Genomic DNA, 17,838 nt, shown 5'->3' with positions numbered 1-17,838 from the left:
CCTCAGCCTTCCGGCTGCACCGCCGTGGCCGTCAGCAGCGTGCCGATCGGGTCCCAGGAAAAGGCGGTCTGCTCGATCTCCTGCCCGCCGACGCGGATGCGCTCCGTGGCCACGGGGCGGCCGTGCAGGCGGCGATAGAAGAAGCGGGCGTGGTTGTCCGACAGCACCCAGAGCATGGCGGAGCGGCAGCCGATGGCGGCGAGATGCGCGGCCGAGGCCCGCAGCAGCCGGCGGCCGATGCCGCCGTCGCGCCAGTCCGACAGCACGTAGAGGGTCTCGATCTCCCCCTCCCCCATGCCGGCGCGCCGCGCCGGGCCGGCGGAGGCGAAGCCCACCACCCCCGGACGGTCGCCGGGCACTTCCGCCACGAACACCGCCTCGCCGCCGCGCCGGGCCAGCAGGCCGTTCTGGTAACCGGCGCCGATGCGGGGGGCCGAAAGGTTGGCCAGGTAGCCGTCGCCGAGGATGCCGGCATAGGTGTCGCGCCAGCAGGACACGTGCACCGCGCCGATCGCGGGCGCGTCGCCCGGCCGGGCGCGCCGGATGCTGATCACCCCGCGCCGTCCGACACGGCGGCCTCGTCCCCCCCGCCGCGGCGTTCCAGCACCGCGCAGAAGAAGCCGTCCGTCGCCTGGGCGTGGGGGGCCAGGGCCAGGAAGGGGCCGGCGCAGGGCGGCGACCCGCCCGCGGAAACCTCGCCCCAGGCCTGTTCCAGCGGCACCACGCGGAATTCCGGCCGCTTCTCGAGCAAGCTCGCCACCTGCGCCTCGTCCTCCTCGGGCAGCACCGAGCAGGTAGCGTAGACCAGCCTTCCGCCGGCGCGCACCAGGGAAGCGGCGTGCGACAGGATTTCTTGCTGTTTCGTGACCAGTTCCGCCAAGTCCTGCGGGCCGGTGCGCAGCCGGGCGTCGGGGTTGCGCCGCCAGGTGCCGGTGCCCGTGCAGGGCGCGTCCACCAGCACCCGGTCGAACTGCCCGGCGCGGCGCTTGGCCCAGCGATCGCCGGGTTCCAGCAGGTGGGTCTCGGCATTGTCCACCCCGGCCCGGCGCAGGCGCTGGGTGGCGCCGGTCAGGCGCGGGACGGACACGTCGCAGGCCACGATGCGGCCGCGGTTGTTCATGGTGGCGGCCATGGCCAGCGTCTTGCCCGCCGCGCCGGCACAGTAATCCGCCACCCGCATCCCCGGCCGGGCATCCGCCAGCAGGGCGATCAGCTGCGAGCCCTCGTCCTGCACCTCCACCAGCCCTTCGCGAAAGGCGGCGGTGGCCAGGATCGGGCGGCGGCCCGGCAGGCGCAGGCCCCAGGGGGACCAGGGGGTGGGGGTGGTTTCCACCCCCTCGGCGGCCAGGGCGGCGCGGGCGGCGTCCCGGGTGGTCTTGAGCAGGTTGACCCGCAGGTCCAGCGGCGCGGCGCCGGTCATGGCGGCGGCGGCTTCCGGCAGTTCCTCGCCGAAGCGCTCCCGGAAGCCCGGCAGCGCCCAGGCCGGCAGGTTGAAGCGGACGTCCTCCGGCATCTCCGGCCGCAGCAGCGGCGGGGCCAGCGCGTCCAGCACCCGGCGCTCGGGGGCGGAAAGCGGGGCCTCGGCGTGGCGCTCGCCGCTGAAGCTGCCCGCCACCGCCGCGGGGGATGCCCCGTCGACGAGGCGCAGATGCGCCGCCACCAGCAGCCGCGCGGTGGGCGCCGCCCCGGCCTGGGCGAGGTGCCAGTCCAGCCGCAGCCGCTCGCGCACCACCGCCCAGACGCGGTCGGACACGTCGCGGCGGTCGCCGGAGCCGATGAAGCGGCGGGCGCGGAAGAAGTCGTTGGCGGTGGCGTCGGCGGGCCGGCGGGGCTGGGCTTCCAGCGCCGCCAGCAGTTCCACCGCCGCCGACAGGCGGGCGGCCGGGGTCAAGGCCGCGGCGCGCCGGCGGGCGGGCTGCACTCAGCCATCGGCGCGGTAGTTCGGCGCTTCGCGCGTGATGGCGACGTCGTGCACGTGGCTCTCGCGCAGGCCGGCGCCGGTGATGCGGCGGAAGCGGCTGTTGTTCTGCATGTCGGCCACGGTGGCGGAGCCGGTGTAGCCCATGGCCGAGCGCAGCCCGCCCACGAGCTGGTGGATCACCGTGCCCACCGGGCCCTTGTAGCCGACCCGGCCCTCGATCCCCTCGGGCACCAGCTTGAGGCTGTCCGACACCTCGGCCTGGAAGTAGCGGTCGGCCGAGCCGCGCGCCATGGCGCCGATCGAGCCCATGCCGCGATACGACTTGTAGGAGCGGCCCTGGTACAGGAATACCTCGCCCGGCGCCTCGTCGGTGCCGGCGAAGAGGCTGCCCATCATCACGCAGTCGGCGCCGGCGGCGATCGCTTTGGCCAGGTCGCCCGAGGAGCGCACGCCACCATCGGCGATGGCCGGCACGTCGCGCTCGCGCGCCGCGGCGGCGCATTCCATCACCGCCGTCAACTGCGGCACGCCGACGCCGGCCACGATGCGGGTGGTGCAGATGGAGCCCGGGCCGATGCCGACCTTCACCGCATCCGCCCCGGCCTCGATCAGCGCGATCACCGCTTCGGGGGTGGCGACGTTGCCGGCCACGATCTGCACGGAATTGCTCAGCTGCTTCACCCGCTCCACCGCGCGCAGCACGCCGGCGGAATGGCCGTGCGCGGTGTCGATCACCACCACGTCCACCTCGGCGGCGACCAGCGCCTCGGCGCGGCGCAACCCGTCCTCGCCGGTGCCGGTGGCGGCGGCGACGCGCAGCCGCCCCAGCGCGTCCTTGACCGCGCTGGGATTGGCCTGGGCCTTGTCCATGTCCTTGACGGTGACCAGGCCGACGCAGCGGAACTGGTCGTCCACCACCAGCAGCTTCTCGATGCGGTGCTTGTGCAGCAGCGCCCGGGCCTGTTCCGGCGTCACCTCGGCCGAAACGGTGACGAGGTTTTCCCGCGTCATCAGCTCGTAGACGCGCAGGTTAGGGTCGGTGGCGAAGCGCACGTCGCGCGAGGTGACGATGCCCACCAGCCGCCCGGTGCCCGGCTCCACCACGGGGATGCCGGAGATGTGGTACTGGTCCTGCAGGGCGCGCACGTCGGCCAGGGTCTGGTCGGGGTGGATGGTGACGGGGTTCACCACCATGCCGCTCTCGAACTTCTTGACGCGGCGGACCTGCGCCGCCTGCTCCTCGAAGCTCATGTTCTTGTGGATCACGCCGATGCCGCCGGCCTGGGCCATAGCGATCGCCATCGGGCCTTCCGTCACCGTGTCCATGGCGGCAGCCACCAGCGGGATGTTGAGCGCGATTTCCCGCGTCAGTCGGGTGCGCGTATCGGTCTGCGAGGGCAGGACCGTGGAATAGGCCGGCACCAGCAGCACGTCGTCGAAGGCATAGGCCTCCTCGAAGCGCGAACGGCTGTCGGGACGGGAAAGCATGTCGGGTGCCATGGGCGGGGGCCTCTCGTGGGGCGGCGCTGCCGCGACCTTGGCGACCCGTCCTACGCCCGGACTGATCGCGCTGTCCAGCGCCCGCCGCGTTACGATCGCGCGGCGCCGCCGCGGAAGCCCTGGGCCACCACGTAGGCCTCGGCGCTGTCCTTGCGGCTGGCCGGGGGCTTGGCGTGGCGCACCTGGGCGTAGTCGCGCTTCAGCGCGTTCAGCAGTTCCCGCTCCGTGCCGCCCTGGAACACCTTGGCCACGAAGGCGCCGCCGGGGGCGAGCACCTTGCGGGCGAAGTCGGCCGCCAGCTCCACCAGGGCGATGATCCGCAGGTGGTCGGTGGCGGTATGCCCGGTGGTGTTGGGTGCCATGTCCGAGAGCACGAGGTCGGCCGGACCGTCCAGCGCCGCCAGCACGGCCTGCTCGGCCGCGAGGTCCTCGAAGTCGCCCTGCAGGATCGTGGCGCCCGGCACGGGGTCCATGGGCAGCAGGTCCAGCGCCACCACCCGGGCCCGCTCGCCGCCATGCTGCACGGACACCTGGGTCCAGCCGCCCGGCGCGGCGCCGAGGTCCACCACGCGCAGCCCGGGCTTGAGGAGGTGGAAGCGCTCATCCAGCTCCAGCAGCTTGAAGGCGGCGCGGGAACGCCAGCCGGCCGCCTTGGCCGCGCGCACGTAGGGGTCGTTGATCTGCCGCTGCAGCCAGCGCTGTGACGCGGTGGAGCGGCCCTTGGCGGTTTTCAGCGCCGTGTGCAGGCCGCGGCTGCCGGGAGTCTGGGACATGCGTGTTCTCGATTCGAAAGCGGGGGGGCCGCGCGGCGCCGCCTCGGCGCGACGCACGGCCCGATTTCCCCGAACAGGTTCAGGGGGAGGCGGCGGCCGCAGGCTGGTGCCACGACGGGTGGCGCCGGACGGCGGGGAACTCGCCCCGCATCAGCCGCAGCAGCATGCCCTCGCGCAGGCCGCGGTCGCAGACCGTCAGCTGCCGGGTCGGCCAGGTGCGCCGGATGGCGGCATAGACGGCGCAGCCGGGCAGCACGAAATCCGCCCGTTCCGGCCCGATGCAGGGATGCGCCGCCATGCCCGGCGTGCCGAGGGCGAAGAGCGCCGCCAGCGCCGCATCCGCCACCGCCGTGTCCAGCACCTGCCCATCCACCGCCGGGCGGGAATAGCGCGGCAGATCCAGGGCGATGCCGGCCAGGGTGGTCACGGTGCCGCTGGTGCCCAGCAACTGCACCCCACCGGCGCGGATTTCCTGCCGGATGCAGTGCACGGCGTCGAAGGCGTCCAGGCGGCTCGCCACCTCCTCCACCACGGCGGCAAAGCCTTCCGGCGTGGTGCAGGGGCGGCCGGGGCGCTCGGCCAGGGTGACGACCCCCACGGGCAGCGACACGTAGCCGATCAGGGAGGGCGCCTCGCAGGGCGATTGCGGCGCGCGAATCCAGGCGATCTCGGTGGAGCCGCCGCCGATGTCGAACAGCAGGGCGCGCCGGAAGCGCGGGTCCAGCAACGGCGAGCAGGACTCCATCGCCAGCGCCGCTTCCTCGCGGGCCGAGATCACCTCGATCGGCATTCCCAGCGCGTCCTCGGCCCGGCGCAGGAACAGCGCGCCGTTGGACGCCCGGCGGCAGGCTTCGGTGGCCACCGCGCGGGCGGCACGGATCGGGCGGCGTGCCAGCTTGCCCCGGCACACCGACAGCGCCCCCAGCGCCCGGTCCATCGCCGCCGGCGACAGGGCACCGCTGGCGCCCAGCCCCTCCCCCAGCCGGACGATGCGGCTGAAGCTGTCCAGCACCCGGAACCCGTCCGGGCCACCGGGGGTGGCGAGCAGCAGGCGGCAGTTGTTGGTCCCCAGGTCCAGGGCGGCATGGGCCTGGGCCGGTGTGGCCGCGTCTGGGCGGAAGGGGGGAAGGACGTTCAACATGCTGGAGCCGAGGGGATGATCCGGAAGGCCGCGGCCTGCGGCAAGAACTTTCATATGGGGATGGTTGCGGCCGGGGAAAACGCGTGGTAACCGCTGCGCCGCCGGCCGTTGGGGAATAGTTTAACGGTAGAACTCCCGACTCTGACTCGGGCAGTCTTGGTTCGAATCCAGGTTCCCCAGCCACCTCAATGCTTTCAGTGACATAGCCGCCACGCCCAGGAGTTCCGGGCGCTGGTGCGCACTCCTGGTCCGCAACCGTGGTCCACGAGGTGGCGCGATGGCTGCAGAGCATCTCCGAAGAAGGTCCGGGACGTACTGGTTCCGGCGCAGGGTTCCCGACGCGTTCGTCGAACGCCTGGGCAGACGGGAAATCCACAAGAGCCTCCGGACGACCTCTCCGCAGGTCGCCGCTGCCCGTGGTAAGCAGGCCTGGCTTGCAACTCAAACCCTGTTCGAATTGATGAAGAACAACTCCTCGCTCACGGCGCGCCAAGCCCAGTTGCTCATCGACCAGCTCCTCGACGAGCCTCTCCATGCATCGCCCACCGCCGACGAACTGGTTGCCGCCCTGGGCCGCGGCGAAGGCGCACTGGCAAGGCAGCTTTTCAACGCCACCGGCGCCGAGCTCGTCATGGCCCTTCCTTCCGAGGAACAGCGGCGGCATGTGGCGGCTCACATGATGCGCGTGGCGGATCGGGCGGAACTGAACGCGGCGCGGACCAGGAAGGAGCTGGAGCAGGAGAAGGCGCGGCTGGCCCTGGAGTATGCCGCCGACGCCGAGGAACGCGCCGCCGACGCCGAGAGCCGTGCCAGCGATGCGGAGCGTCAGCTGATGGAGACCGAGGTCGCCCGGCGGGTCGCGCACGAGGTCACCGCTATCGTGGACAGGCAGAGCGTGCAGCCTCTTCCGCTGGCACCGGCCGATCCGCCGCCGGAAAAGTCGGGGCGCCGCAAGGCCAAGCCCCCTTGTGGTCGGCAGTCGAGGCGAGTTTCGTCGCTTATAAGACGCAGCACGCGGAAGGCCACCGGCCCTACGACGCCCACGAGGTCCGGCAGAGCGAAGGCACCTTCCACCTCTGGCGAGCGATTGTCGGCGACCGTCCGGTAGACGAGTACGATGGTTCCGACGCAGCCCTATTTCGGGAGACGATGCTGCGGATGCCAGCTTCCCACGGGAAAGGCGGGACGCGGGCTGACGTGCGCCGCACGGTCCCGCCTCTGGAGGCAATCCGGCAGGCCGACGAGAAGCAGAAGGCGATCGACGCCCGGAACGCGCTGCTGCCGCCCGGGGCACCCCGCGAGCCGAGCGTGCCCCGTCTCCAGATGAGGACCCTGAAGAAGCACTTCAGCAAGCTCAGCCAGTTCTGGATCCACGCGGGACGCCTCAGCCACGTCCCCAAGGCTGAGAACCCGTTCCGGGGATGGGAGTATCAGGGTGTTCGCCGGAAGCTGAAGAAGAGGGGCCCGTGGTCGGACGCCGACCTCAACGCCTTGCTGGCCTCGCAGTGGTTCGACGAGGACCGGGTCGGTAGCGACCACTGGTGGGTCACCGTCATCGGCATGTGGAGCGGCCTGCGCGTCGAGGAGATCGCCCGCCTTCGGCCAGCCGAGGACATCCGGGAAATTGCGGGCGTGATGGCCTTTGTCATCCAGGAGCACCCGGCACCTGAACCGTGGTCCCCCAAGACCGAGTCCGGGGAGCGGACGGTCCCCATCCATTCAGCCCTGCTCGAGCTAGGCATCATGGACTTCGTGGACCGACGGAGGCGTGAGGGGGCCTCCAGGCTCTTCCCGAGCTACAGGATCACGCCATCTTCGGACAAGCTGAGCGCCCGCTTCGTATCGGACTTCTCCAGGCATAAGAACTCCATCGGGATCGGGCCGAAGACCACATTCCACTCCTGGAGGCACAACGTCGCGACCATCCTCCGCAACAAGGCGGTATCCGAGGCGCGCGAGTCCTGGATCGACGCGGTCCTCGGCCACGCGGGCGGCGAGGACGACGAGGGCAAGCCGGTCCGCCAGTCGGTGGGCGTAACGGTCTACCTGGACGCCGTCTGGATGCAGAACTTGAAAGCCACGGTCGAGGCGATCCGGTACCCGGACGAGGTCGACTTCTCGCGTCTGCGGCGACCATGATGCCAACCGGTGACTGTGGAGACCGGCTTGCCCCGCTTTGGTCCTGACACAACCCGGACGACCGCGGAGATGCTCGCGGCGGCCGATGAGCTCGGACTCGGTGACCATGACCTCACCAGGGCGATGCGCTGCTCCTTGGACACTGTCCATGCCTATCGGCAGGGGCGCAGCCTCCTGAAACATGGCTTCCAACTGGACACAGCCGACTTCCTCTGCCGCTTGGCGACCCTGGCCAAGCAACTCGTCGGCCCGGACGGCTCGCCGTCGAGATGGATCCGTCAGCCCAATGCATCGCTTGGGGCCGTGCCGCTCGACCTGCTTCGGGAGGAATGGGGGCTGGGCCGGATGGTGATGCGGCTCGAGGCCGAGCACCTGCCTGAAGAGGAGGTCTACGGTCCGGCGGCCAGGGAAGAGAAGCTGAAAGCCGCCCCCGGGGCCTCGCGGGGCGGCACCTCGCGAGCCAAGGCTCCGCTATCTACCCCGCCTCGCCCTGCCCCACCTGAGACGACCGGTTGGCTTCCCTGGATCGCGGGCTCCGCGGCGGCAGGGGCGACCGCGGCTGTGGGCGTTGCTGTCTGGCTGCTCCGCCGGGTCCGTTAGCCCGAGGAGGTCCTGACGGACCTCCAGCATCGGCGCGACGCGCTCAGATCCGGTTGCTCTTCGATAGATTGCAGCCCTCGCAGAGCAACTGGATGTTCCGGACCGTGTTGCTGCCGCCCAACGAGAACGGGACGATGTGGTCGAAGCACAGCTTTTCCCGGGTGGAGCATTCGACGCACCGGCCGCCGTCCCGCTGCCACACCTCGCGCTGGACTACACGGGGGATCGCCTCCCGGCGAGGTTTGACCGGCTCGGGGAGCGGCATCGAGGCCGGGTCGATGAAGCCCGATGGCGCCGTGTCCGAGACGTGCCCGGGGGCGCTGGTGCCGGGCCCTGCGGCCCGGATCCGTCCTGCCCTCTCCGGCCGTGCCCGGACCTCGGGCAGCGGTGCGGAGGCTGCCATGGCGCGAAGGTATGCCACGACGTCGGCGACCTCCCCCGGATCACGTAGGGTCAACTTCAGGGCGGGGTCGCCGCGGCGGAGACCAGGGGTGGCGTAGGTGCCGCTGTGGCGCCCTGCCTCGCCCGGATACTCTGCGGCGATTTCGGGGATAGCCTGCCCGTCTCCAGGATACGGGAGCCACACGTAAGCGGCGTTTTCGCGGTTGGGCTGGTCCACCTGGAGCACGACGCCGACAGCGCCGGTCAGGGTCCAGGACTTCACCTTCTGCACGTCTCTGGCGGGTGGTCCGAAGGCCTCCGCCAGTCGCGCGGCAACCTCGTCCTTCATCGGCCTGCGCAGCTCACGCCTTCAGCGCCATGGCGACGGCTCCCGCGACATCGGCGGCATGGCGGGCGCGCAGCTTGCCGGTGGTGCTGTAGGCGGACCAGACGGTGAACCCCGACTTGCTCACCTCGTTCATCTGGTCGTTCCACTTTCCCTTGGAGATAAGGCGCACCAGCACCTTCCGGTTCTTCTTCTCGTCCTGGATATTGAGCAGCTTCCGCCCGGCATCCTTCGCCAGGAGGTTCCCGCCCTTAGGATCCACGGCGAAGATGATGCCGTCCTTCCACACCAGGAAGTCGGGGAAGAACCGCTGGGTGTCCCCCTTGTCTAGCAACGGGATGCTGAACCCGTTCTGGGCGGGATTCCTGGCCCAGGTGTAGCCGGTCACGTCGAGGGCCTCGGCGACCTCCTGCTCCAGCCCGTTCAGGTCGTAGGCGTCGTGCAGGGCGTGGACGAAGGGTCTCGCCTTCGCCGGGTTCACGTGCAGGGCGCCTGCCGTATAGGGATTGCCCTCCTCGAACACGAGGTCACTCCCCTCCAGGAAGGCGTCGACCAGCTTCTCGGCATCGTCCCGGAGGGCCGTGGCGGCCGCGCTGGTTATCTCCACGCGGGCGTCGAACCGTCCGTCGTCCCACTCCACCGCGGCGACCGAACGGGGGAAGAGGGTCCGCATCTCCCGCCGGACGATCCAGCGCGCCATGACCCTGTTGGAGTGCGGTGCGACCAGCTCCTGGACGGAGGCAGCCGAGCCGTCACCGATGCGCTGCACAGCCCTCATGGACTCCCCGACGCCCACCGTGTTCAGGACGTCGTGCCGGTAGTCATGGACGCTGGACATGACTACCGCCATCGTCTCCTCGGCCTCGGCGGCGTCGATGTGGATCTCGGGCACCTGCAGCACCTGCTTAGGCTGCTGGATCGCTCGCTGCCGATCCCGGGGGTCGTCGTAGCCCTGGATCTCAACCTCGGGCAGCTCTGCCCCGAGCTTCTGCCGCACCATGTTCAGGATGCGGGGGAACTCCTGCCGGTCGTCCACCCGGACGAAGAAGGTGGCCGTGTTGAGGTCCACGTCGGAATAGTGTCGGGCCCCGGGCTGCCGCAGGGCCCGGCCGATGATCTGCTCCACCTGCACCGCCGATCCCATGGACTTGTCGATGTAGGCGAACCCGACCGCCGGGTCGTCCCAGCCCTCCTGGAGGCTGAGGTTGAAGATGACGTGCTTGTAGTTGCCCGCCGTGAACACCGCGAAGTCCTGCTCCCCTCCGGAAAACAGGTTGAACTCCTCCGGGGGCGGATTGTCGGTGCGCTCGAACTTCAGCTCGCAGTAGACCGCGATATCCTTTGGATCGACGCCCTTGGAGACGAGGTGCTTCCAGATGAGGATTGGTGGCGCCCGCCTCTCGGCGAAGGGCCGTGATGGCAGGTCGGGCGTCCCGTCGTCCTGGTTGATGTTGGTCTTGCAGACGTAGATCGCCTTCGGCTCGAAACCCGCGCCCAAGTCGACCGCCTTCTTTCGGGTCGCCGTCATCGCATCGAGCATGTCGTCCAGCATGGTTTCCATGATGGACATGCTGGCGCCGATGACGACCTGCTGCTTGACCAGCCCGGCCTCGACCACCGCCTTGCTGCTGACCGCCGTCTTCAGGCAACGGTGGATGGTGCTCTTGTCGTCGCTCAGGGCGTCGTCCGTCCAACCGTAGTCCCGCAGCCGGTCGACCACCCTGCCGAGCCTGCCCAGGTTCAGCGAGCGGAGGGTGGCCCCGGCCACAAGCAGGGCGTCGGGCTCGAGGTCCAGGATGAGGTTGGCCTGAGGATCAGTGAGGTTGTGGCCCTCGTCATAGACGACCAGCAGCGGCCGCCTGATACCGCCACGGGTCATCCGCGCAGTCAGGGCCATCCACAAGGAGACATCGCCGTCGTCGTCCCCGGTCTTGTGGACGTTGAGGCCTCCCTTGGCGGCCTCATTCCGGTTGAAGGCTCCTACCGTCGCGAGGGACAGCACCGCCGTGCTGCCGTCCTCGATAGCCTCGGGGGACAGGTTCGCGAGGTAGTCGACGTTGAAGGGGCCTACGAGGTGCCGGTACTTCCCGCCCGCCTCGAGGTTCGCGTAGGTCTGCTCCACGACGGCCTTGGCCCTCGACACCCACAGCACGATGGGCTGCGCGTCGGCGGGCATGGTGGACCGGATCTGCTCGACCGCGTCGGCAAGGATAGGCGTCTTCCCCGCGCCGGTCAGGGCCGAGAGGGCTTGGTAGAAGGGTGTCGGCCAGTCCCTGTGCTCCATGGGCCGCTTGCGGTCCCCGGCGAGAGCAAGGAATCGGTTCGCGATCTGCTGCGAAGCCCGGACTTGGAAGGGGAATAGGACGATGCCGCCGGTCACGCCGCGGACTCCTCGGCCGGGGGGCGTTCCGAGTACGGGTGCGTGGTCTCGTTGAAGCCCAGCTTTTCCAGGATCCGGTCAGGGATCTGGTAGAATTCGACGTTGGGTCCGAGGTAGAGGGCCTTCCGGGCATAGACGTGGTAGGGCGCGACGAGCCCGGCCGCCTTGGCCTCCTCGACGATGCCGCGGAACGCCGTGCGGTCCAGGACCGAGGGGTTCTTCGGCCCGCTCCAGATCAGGAAGAACCCTTCGTTCCGGCCGCTGGTTGCGAAAAGGTAGGTGTGGTTGCCCGCTGGCTGGCGACGGAGGTGTGCGCTCGCCCGTTCGCTCTGGTCCCAATGAGACGTCACCAGGAGGTCCAGCATCTCCTCGCGCTCGAGCGCAAGGACGGCCTCGGCGTCCACCTTCAGCATGAGCTTGGCGAACCGGAAGCCGCCGGGCAACGGAGTCACCGTTGCTGGACTTCCATCCTTCGCGACGCGCTCGCCCGCGATGACACGCCGCATGCGCTCCGCGGTCAGCCCTCGCGCGTAGCTGTCGCCCCGCTCCGGCCTGCCCTGTTCGACCATGATGAAGCGACGCTCGGCTCCGCTCTCATGGTTCAGGTCCAGCACGGCGTGTCCGGTGGTGCCGGAACCCGCAAAGCAGTCGAGCACGATGCCGGTCGGAGGGCACCAGATCTGGATGATCTTCTTGAACAGGCGGAGCGGCTTCACGGTCTCGAAGCTGTGTGCCTTGCCGACGATGGCGCTGAGCTCGTTGACTCCAGCCTGGCTGTGGCCGGACTGGGCGTGCTCCCAGGAGACGTCCCCGATATCCACGGGCTCTCCGTAGTCGTCCTCCGACCAGTAGGTCGTCGGCACGATCCCCTTTTTCACATCCTTCAGGTACTTCTTCATCCCGAAGGTGCCCTGCCCCTCGTCCCGCCAGTGGGCGGCAGGCCAGTTGCCCTCCCCTCGGATGCGCTCTGCCTCGGTCTTGGCCTGCTTCAGCACACGATGGTCCGGCCTGAACTTCGCCTCGCCTGGAAGCGGTGCGTCCTTGATAACGAGGGCCTTCGCCTTGCCGTCCTGGATGTCTCGCTCCGAGTAGCCGGATCCCCACTTCTCGAGGAACGCCTTCATGCGCCTTTTCTCGGAGCCCCAGCACCGTCCCTCGGAAGGGTAATGCAGCAAGCCGGTGAAGGGTGACTGGATGGCGTAGATCATGCCGGGGTGCGTTTGCGCGCCGGGGGCGGTCAGGTCGCCCGGCTTCCAGACATGCGGATCCCCGTCTGGCGAGAGATACCGGGCATCCATCGCGTCCGTGCGGGCCAAGGGCGCCGTCGAGGCTCGATCCAAGGTCTTGGCATAGACGAGGACGTATTCGGTAGCGGTCGACAGGTGCTTGCGGTCATTACGCGGGGCATAGGATTTCTGCCAGTTGATGATGCCCAGGCGGTTGGTCTCGCCGAACATCTCGTCCAGCAGCATTCCGAGCCGGAACAGCTCGCGGTGGTCGATGCAGATGGCCAGCACGCCGCCCGGTCGCAGCATCTCCTTCATCATCCACAGCCTGGGAGCCATGAACTTGAGCCACTTGGTGTGCTTGGAGCCGTCCTCGGCCGAGACCAGGGCGCCGAGATCCGGATCGTTCGGGTCCTCGTCCCACTTGTCGTTGTACCGGAAATCCTCGCCGGTGTTGTAGGGCGGGTCCGTGAGGACGAGGTCGACCTGGCCCCGGTACTTGTAGAGGGACACCATGGCCTGGAGGTTCTCGCCCTCCAGAATCAGGTTTGCTGATTGAGCGCTTTCGGGCCCCGCACTCAGGCGCGGTTCGATTTTCTGGCGCCGAGGCTGCACCTTGCGGACGATGCGCCAGGGTGGCGTCTGGCCCTTATAGCGCAGCCGCAGGCCCCCTGCGTCGTCAGCGTCCCGGTCCACCAGAAGGCGGATTAGATCCTCGCGCTTGAGGGAATTATAGTTGCGGACATCAGACATAAGGAGTGCTCGACCGGCGGGGAGTTGGCGGAACAAAACAGGTACGTAGATTGCTTGTCAACATAGCCTGCCTGTCGCGCATCTCCCACACGGAAACGCGAGAGGCCAGGGTCGGTCACTACCGCAGGTCTGTGATTAAGGGTCCGGGCCTGCCCCGCGCTCACGGGAAAGCCGGGTAGTGATGTCTTCGTAGCCGCCCTGAGGCGGCAAGGTCATGCCGCCTTCACCGAGCTGGCGCCAGGGACGGAAGTGGCATTCGCCCCGGCTTTCGCCGCTGCCAGGGCCTCCCTCATCCGGTTCAGGGCTGTATCGGAGAACCGGGGGTGCTTGGAGCTTCCGAAGGCAAAGACGTGCATGCAGTCCTTGTCCTTGTCGATTCCGAGATGCTGCCGCAACGCGAACGACCTCGGCGGGGTCAGCTTCAGAAGTGCAGCCAGCCTCTTCGCCGGGAGGTGGAAGCGCCGCTGTAGGTCCACCTCTCGCACGGCGGCCGCCTCGGCCGGATCGTCGGCGGCGATAAAACGGACCGGCGCTCCCTCCCCCTCCTTCTTCGTGAAGCGGACCACGACGGCCGCACCGGATCCTGAGATCTGGGTATCAAGCGAGCCGAGCCGGGGAAACACCGCGCTCCAGGCCTTGCCGCCACGTATGGCCTTCTCGACGCGGTCGATGTCGGCCTCGCTGACGTCTACGTCCTCGGCGACATGCGACTCCATGGCCAGCAGGGTGCGTATGCGCCCGCGCGCCTCGTCCCGTTGCCGCCTGCCCGGCTGTAGCAGTTCCCGGATCTGGGAGTACTCCCGATCCACGAGCAGGTCGAAGCCGATCGGCGGCTGCGTGCTGATCGGCAGCACCCGCGCAGGCAGGTGGCTGGCGAGGGTGTCGCCCAGGGTGCGCCTGAGCAGGTCGTCAAATATGGTCACCAGCCCGCGGGCGTGGAGGTAGAGGACATCCTCCGGCACCACGATGAGCCAGTGTTGCTCGGCGTCCCGGAACGCGTCCACGGCGCGCAGTAAACCGGCCTCCTCAGCCGTGAGCCCGGCATGCTGCATGGCCAGATTGACGCACTTCGCGAACCCGAGGCTGGTCTGCTTTCCGGGGTCGAAGACCTTTACCCGCTTCTGTACGAGGATGGCCTTCAGAAGCATTTCGGACGCGTGCTGCATGTGGAGCAGGATGCATGTCACCCGCCCGTCCTCGTCGAACCCGTTGAATGCTGTCACCGCCCTGCGCAACGAGCACAACGCCTTGCCCTTCAGGGTCCGGGCCTCTCGGAACAACTTCATGGACGAGATCATGCCGCCCGCCGGAGCGCACGGAAAGCGGAATGCAAAAAACCGGGGGAGCGCCGGGTCTCCCCAGCACTCCCCCGGCCTTTGCACTCGGAGAACACCCAGGTCCAAGGATAGCACAGGCGGGCTGCAAGGCAGATCGGGTTTCGCTCGCCCCCTGTTCGATGACCGCCTCCGTGACTTGCACGAAGCCGCGGCCTGACGACGGCCGACCTCCTCGCGGCGGCTCTGGACGCCTTGGAACACGAGGCCGCCAAGGCGAGGCTGGCTCCCTTCAGGATCCAGGTCGCCAGCAGGTCACCCCCGCAGGCGGCATCGAGGGTGGTTGGCGCGCGGTGCTTCAGGAACTCGATAGCTGACACAGCTGCCGTGTCGACATCCTTCAGGGGTCCTGCGGCTTGTCCAGGATACCGTCCATGATGGCCCATCCGCGGCAGGCCTCCTCGTACTCAGCCTGGATCCGCTCGCCGTTCTCCGCCCACCACCGGGACTGCTCCGCGTCCTCAATCTCCTGCATCGCCTCGAAGTAACCGGCTTGCCTCGCCGCCCGCACGGCGCTGGAGGGAACCCATGCATCCCCGAGCTTGAGCTCAAATGGCTTGACGCCCATCGCGCCGACGATGGCGTCCATCGAGGCAAGCGACAGGTCGAGGCGGGGTGATGCCCGGTCGCGCAGGAACTCCACACCGCCCTGCTGGTCTGCAGCGAGAAACCATTTCCTCGCCTTCCAGCTCATCGCCGCGTCGTCCACTGCCATGGGCTGCGTGAACATCACCAGTCCGCTGATATGGCCCAGGTCGTTCGGCGGCCGGAGGAGACCGCTCCGCGACAGCCAACCGGCCAGAGCGGATTTGTAGCGGGCCACCTGGGCGAACGGGTTCACGTCCCGGACGCCCCCGGCAATCCTGGCTCCCTCCACCGTTGTCCATTCGGTGTCCTCGGAGATACGGACGGCGCCGCCATAGTCCTTGAAGTCCACGACGGTGATCGAGGTCCGGCGGATGACAAGCGCGTCGATCTGGCCCGCGCGGGCGGTCTGACCGTCGCCGCCGTAAGGAATGTTGCCGATGATCACGGTGTCACCGGCCAGGTACTGCGAACCCGCGGAGCACAGGTGCCGGAAGGCCCGGTTCTCCTGCGGGTGCTCGAAGTCATCGGCAAGGAAAAGTCTGGTGCCCATCAGTCCGCCCCCTTGGTCATGGACACCGTAGCCGCGCGGGGCCCTGACAGCACCTGCGGGGCTGGGGGCATGAGCACGGCAGACCTCCTGGCGAGGGCGCCGGACCGTTGAGGGCGGTCTGAAACGAGAGAAGCCGCCCTCGGGGGTGTCCCGAGGGCGGCTTCATGGCTCAGTCGTCGTCCTCATCGGACGGCTCGTCATCCGGGGCAGCTTCCGCTTCGAAGACCTCGAAGTTCGCGATGCCCCTGCGTAGTCTCCGACACCTCGACCAGCGCGGCTGCGGCGTCGTCGCTGATGTCGTCAGCGTCGCGAATGACGATTCCGCCGGGGCCCCACGTCACCGTGTCGCGGATGTCGGCGAAGGCGATGCTCGCCAGTTCCCGCACGACGCGGTCGGCCGACACGTGCGTGCGCCGAGATCGCTCGGCCATCGCTTCCGCCAGGGCGGCGGCGACGTCGGCCTCCTGCATGAGGCGGGAGCCGATCTGCTTGGCGCTGGCGGCGGAGTAGCCTGCGCGGATCGCCGCCGCGGATGCGTTCAGGTCGGCGAGGTATTCCTCGACGAAGCGCCTCTTCTTCGCAGTCAACGCCATGTCGGGCCACCTCGCGGCATCTGGCCGCCGATGTCCGCAGCAGGAAGAGCCGCGCTCATAGGAGCACGGCGGACTACGGGATGATGTGGTAGCCGGGTCAGCGCGGGCGGGAAGCGTCGCCGGGCGCAGGACACCAGAATAGATAAAAGGTAGCACACCGCGTGGCGGCGGACCTATAGGTAACTCGTTGACTTAGATCGATTTTTCCCGTATTCAGTGTGGGACCGACGCCACCGCCGACCAGGGAGACCGCCATGAGCCGCGCCGCCGCCGAGAACTACGTGGGGACCTTCGAGGCTGGCCTGGGGCTCCTTGCTTTCGCGGCTGGCAACGCCTTCGCCGACGCTCGCGACGCCTCCGCGCGCCGAGCCGCCCAGGTCGCCCGCTCCGATGCCGCGGCCCACGCCGCAGCCGGTGCCGTGTACCAGGGCAGCGCGGCGGCCCTTCGCGAGAAGCTCGCCGATGCTGAGGCCGAGCTGGACTTCATGCACGACGAGCGCCGCGACCTCCTCGCCGAGCTCGCTGCCGCCCGTCGGCAGATCGCCGCGCTCCGCGCCATGAACGCCTGACACCGGGTCACCGACATGAAGACGGGCCGCCGGGGGGATGCCCCGGCGGCCCTTTTCGTTTGCGGGTGGGCCGCGAGCTTCAGGCAGTCAGCGGCTCCGCTCCCAAGTCGCGGGCGCGTCCGCGCCGGAGAGCCGCGCGGACCTCGGCGCGCCTCGACGCACGCTCGCCCTCGCTGGACCTGAAGTTCGACTCCACCTCGGCCCGGTCCTCGGCGACCTGACGCGGCGAGCGGACACCGTCCGGGGCGACCCCGGTCTCGAGCAGGATCCGCAGCACAGCGGTGCGCGCCACGGCCAGCGCCTCGCACTCCCCGGGCTCCAGGCCGAGGGCGTACACCGCCAGGGACGGCGGCAGCGCGTCGAGGGAGTCCTCGGGCGGGCGGGCTCCACGCGCGCGGGCGGCAACCACCTTCCGGAACGAGTTCAGCAGGACGCGGTTGTCCGCAGCGGCATCGGCCTTCTGCTCGTGCTCCTGGGCCCGACGGGCAGCCTCGGCAGCGGCCTGCGCGGGAGCAGCGACCGCAGGACGGGGGCGGACCGCCTCGAGCACCGAGCGGACGGCCCGGAGCGGCAGGCTTGCGGCGCCTCGGACGGCCGCGCCAGGCAGGCTGATGGCGGCGCTGGCGGCCGACCTCGCAGGACCGGCGGCCGCACCGACGACGCCCTCGTATCCACGCCGGACGGCGGCGGCGCAGCGGTCAGCGACGGGCCGGATGCGCCCCTTGTCCTTGGCCGTCATGATCGGGATCCAGAAAGGCGACAGCACGACCTGCGCGGGCACCTTCGCACCCCAGGTCCACGCCTGCCCGCAAGCGCGGCCGAACGGCGTCGCCGCCATCGCGTTCCACCTGTGGCCAAGCCAATCCCAGCCGCCGGTGAGGCTACCCCACGCGCCACGCAGCACGTCCAGAATCCTCGTGAGCAGTCCCTTCATGGTGTCCTCCGGGTGCGCGGCGAACAAGATGTCCGCCTCTGCTCCGAGGATGCGTCCCACAATGGCAAGCGACTGGGCTCACGAGCGCCTTCGAACTGGAGCAAGGGCGC

Annotated in this window: 16 protein-coding genes and 1 tRNA gene; 5 read left to right on the top strand and 12 right to left on the bottom strand. The window is 69.3% G+C overall.

Annotation, left to right across the window (positions count from 1 at the left end; all coding sequences use genetic code 11):
- Window positions 1-2 precede the first annotated feature (2 nt).
- The 5 genes from ACLIBK_RS00185 to ACLIBK_RS00165 form a co-directional block, all read right to left on the bottom strand.
- Window positions 3-554: a GNAT family N-acetyltransferase gene (locus tag ACLIBK_RS00185; protein WP_415385185.1), complete on the bottom strand. Its 552-nt coding sequence runs from the start codon at window positions 552-554 to the stop codon at window positions 3-5.
- Window positions 551-1,891, bottom strand: coding sequence for an RsmB/NOP family class I SAM-dependent RNA methyltransferase (locus ACLIBK_RS00180; RefSeq protein ID WP_415385184.1), 1,341 nt, complete (start codon window positions 1,889-1,891; stop codon window positions 551-553). Before ACLIBK_RS00180 ends, ACLIBK_RS00185 begins: the two co-directional genes overlap by 4 nt.
- A gap of 30 nt (window positions 1,892-1,921) precedes the next feature.
- Complete coding sequence (gene guaB / locus ACLIBK_RS00175; protein ID WP_415385183.1) at window positions 1,922-3,421, bottom strand: IMP dehydrogenase; 1,500 nt, start codon at window positions 3,419-3,421, stop codon at window positions 1,922-1,924.
- An 89-nt stretch (window positions 3,422-3,510) separates the two neighbouring features.
- Window positions 3,511-4,194 carry an RlmE family RNA methyltransferase gene (locus ACLIBK_RS00170; RefSeq protein WP_415385182.1) on the bottom strand — a complete coding sequence of 228 codons (684 nt, stop codon included), beginning with the start codon at window positions 4,192-4,194 and terminating at the stop codon, window positions 3,511-3,513.
- Between the two features lie 79 nt (window positions 4,195-4,273).
- Window positions 4,274-5,335: a Ppx/GppA phosphatase family protein gene (locus ACLIBK_RS00165; protein ID WP_415385181.1), complete on the bottom strand. Its 1,062-nt coding sequence runs from the start codon at window positions 5,333-5,335 to the stop codon at window positions 4,274-4,276.
- Between the two features lie 109 nt (window positions 5,336-5,444).
- On the opposite strand from ACLIBK_RS00165, the gene ACLIBK_RS00160 reads away from it, so the two are divergent.
- From ACLIBK_RS00160 to ACLIBK_RS00145, 4 genes are all read left to right on the top strand, one after another.
- A tRNA-Gln gene (locus ACLIBK_RS00160) sits at window positions 5,445-5,518 on the top strand.
- A 94-nt stretch (window positions 5,519-5,612) separates the two neighbouring features.
- Window positions 5,613-6,443 carry a DUF6538 domain-containing protein gene (locus ACLIBK_RS00155; RefSeq protein WP_415385180.1) on the top strand — a complete coding sequence of 277 codons (831 nt, stop codon included), beginning with the start codon at window positions 5,613-5,615 and terminating at the stop codon, window positions 6,441-6,443.
- Window positions 6,444-6,532: 89 nt separating this feature from the next.
- Window positions 6,533-7,474, top strand: coding sequence for a tyrosine-type recombinase/integrase (locus tag ACLIBK_RS00150; RefSeq protein WP_415385179.1), 942 nt, complete (start codon window positions 6,533-6,535; stop codon window positions 7,472-7,474).
- 69 nt (window positions 7,475-7,543) lie between these two features.
- A complete protein-coding gene (locus ACLIBK_RS00145; RefSeq protein ID WP_415385178.1) occupies window positions 7,544-8,074 on the top strand; it encodes a hypothetical protein in 531 nt (176 codons plus the stop codon).
- A gap of 43 nt (window positions 8,075-8,117) precedes the next feature.
- Here the strand turns inward: ACLIBK_RS00145 and ACLIBK_RS00140 are convergent, their stop codons facing one another.
- From ACLIBK_RS00140 to ACLIBK_RS00115, 6 genes are all read right to left on the bottom strand, one after another.
- Complete coding sequence (locus tag ACLIBK_RS00140) at window positions 8,118-8,804, bottom strand: HNH endonuclease (protein WP_415385177.1); 687 nt, start codon at window positions 8,802-8,804, stop codon at window positions 8,118-8,120.
- A 13-nt stretch (window positions 8,805-8,817) separates the two neighbouring features.
- On the bottom strand, window positions 8,818-11,181 hold the full coding sequence (locus ACLIBK_RS00135) for a hypothetical protein (protein ID WP_415385176.1): 2,364 nt from the start codon (window positions 11,179-11,181) through the stop codon (window positions 8,818-8,820).
- Window positions 11,178-13,160, bottom strand: coding sequence for a site-specific DNA-methyltransferase (locus ACLIBK_RS00130; protein ID WP_415385175.1), 1,983 nt, complete (start codon window positions 13,158-13,160; stop codon window positions 11,178-11,180). Before ACLIBK_RS00130 ends, ACLIBK_RS00135 begins: the two co-directional genes overlap by 4 nt.
- 212 nt (window positions 13,161-13,372) lie before the next feature.
- Entirely contained in the window at window positions 13,373-14,446 is a 1,074-nt protein-coding gene (locus tag ACLIBK_RS00125; protein ID WP_415385174.1) for a hypothetical protein, read from the bottom strand.
- 388 nt (window positions 14,447-14,834) lie between these two features.
- Window positions 14,835-15,632, bottom strand: coding sequence for a nuclease-related domain-containing protein (locus ACLIBK_RS00120; protein ID WP_415385173.1), 798 nt, complete (start codon window positions 15,630-15,632; stop codon window positions 14,835-14,837).
- A gap of 197 nt (window positions 15,633-15,829) precedes the next feature.
- Window positions 15,830-16,225: a terminase small subunit gene (locus ACLIBK_RS00115; protein ID WP_415385172.1), complete on the bottom strand. Its 396-nt coding sequence runs from the start codon at window positions 16,223-16,225 to the stop codon at window positions 15,830-15,832.
- A gap of 254 nt (window positions 16,226-16,479) precedes the next feature.
- Here ACLIBK_RS00115 and ACLIBK_RS00110 point away from each other — a divergent pair, with 254 nt between their 5' ends.
- Window positions 16,480-16,794, top strand: coding sequence for a hypothetical protein (locus ACLIBK_RS00110; RefSeq protein WP_415385171.1), 315 nt, complete (start codon window positions 16,480-16,482; stop codon window positions 16,792-16,794).
- A gap of 79 nt (window positions 16,795-16,873) precedes the next feature.
- Here ACLIBK_RS00110 and ACLIBK_RS00105 read toward each other — a convergent pair whose 3' ends face one another.
- Entirely contained in the window at window positions 16,874-17,728 is an 855-nt protein-coding gene (locus tag ACLIBK_RS00105) for a hypothetical protein (protein WP_415385170.1), read from the bottom strand.
- Window positions 17,729-17,838 lie beyond the last annotated feature (110 nt).

The sequence above is a fragment of the Roseomonas sp. BN140053 genome (assembly GCF_047690175.1).
Classification (GTDB): domain Bacteria; phylum Pseudomonadota; class Alphaproteobacteria; order Acetobacterales; family Acetobacteraceae; genus Roseomonas.
The sequence above is the reverse complement of the archived record's forward strand: the minus strand, read 5'-3'. Positions and strand labels throughout refer to the sequence as shown.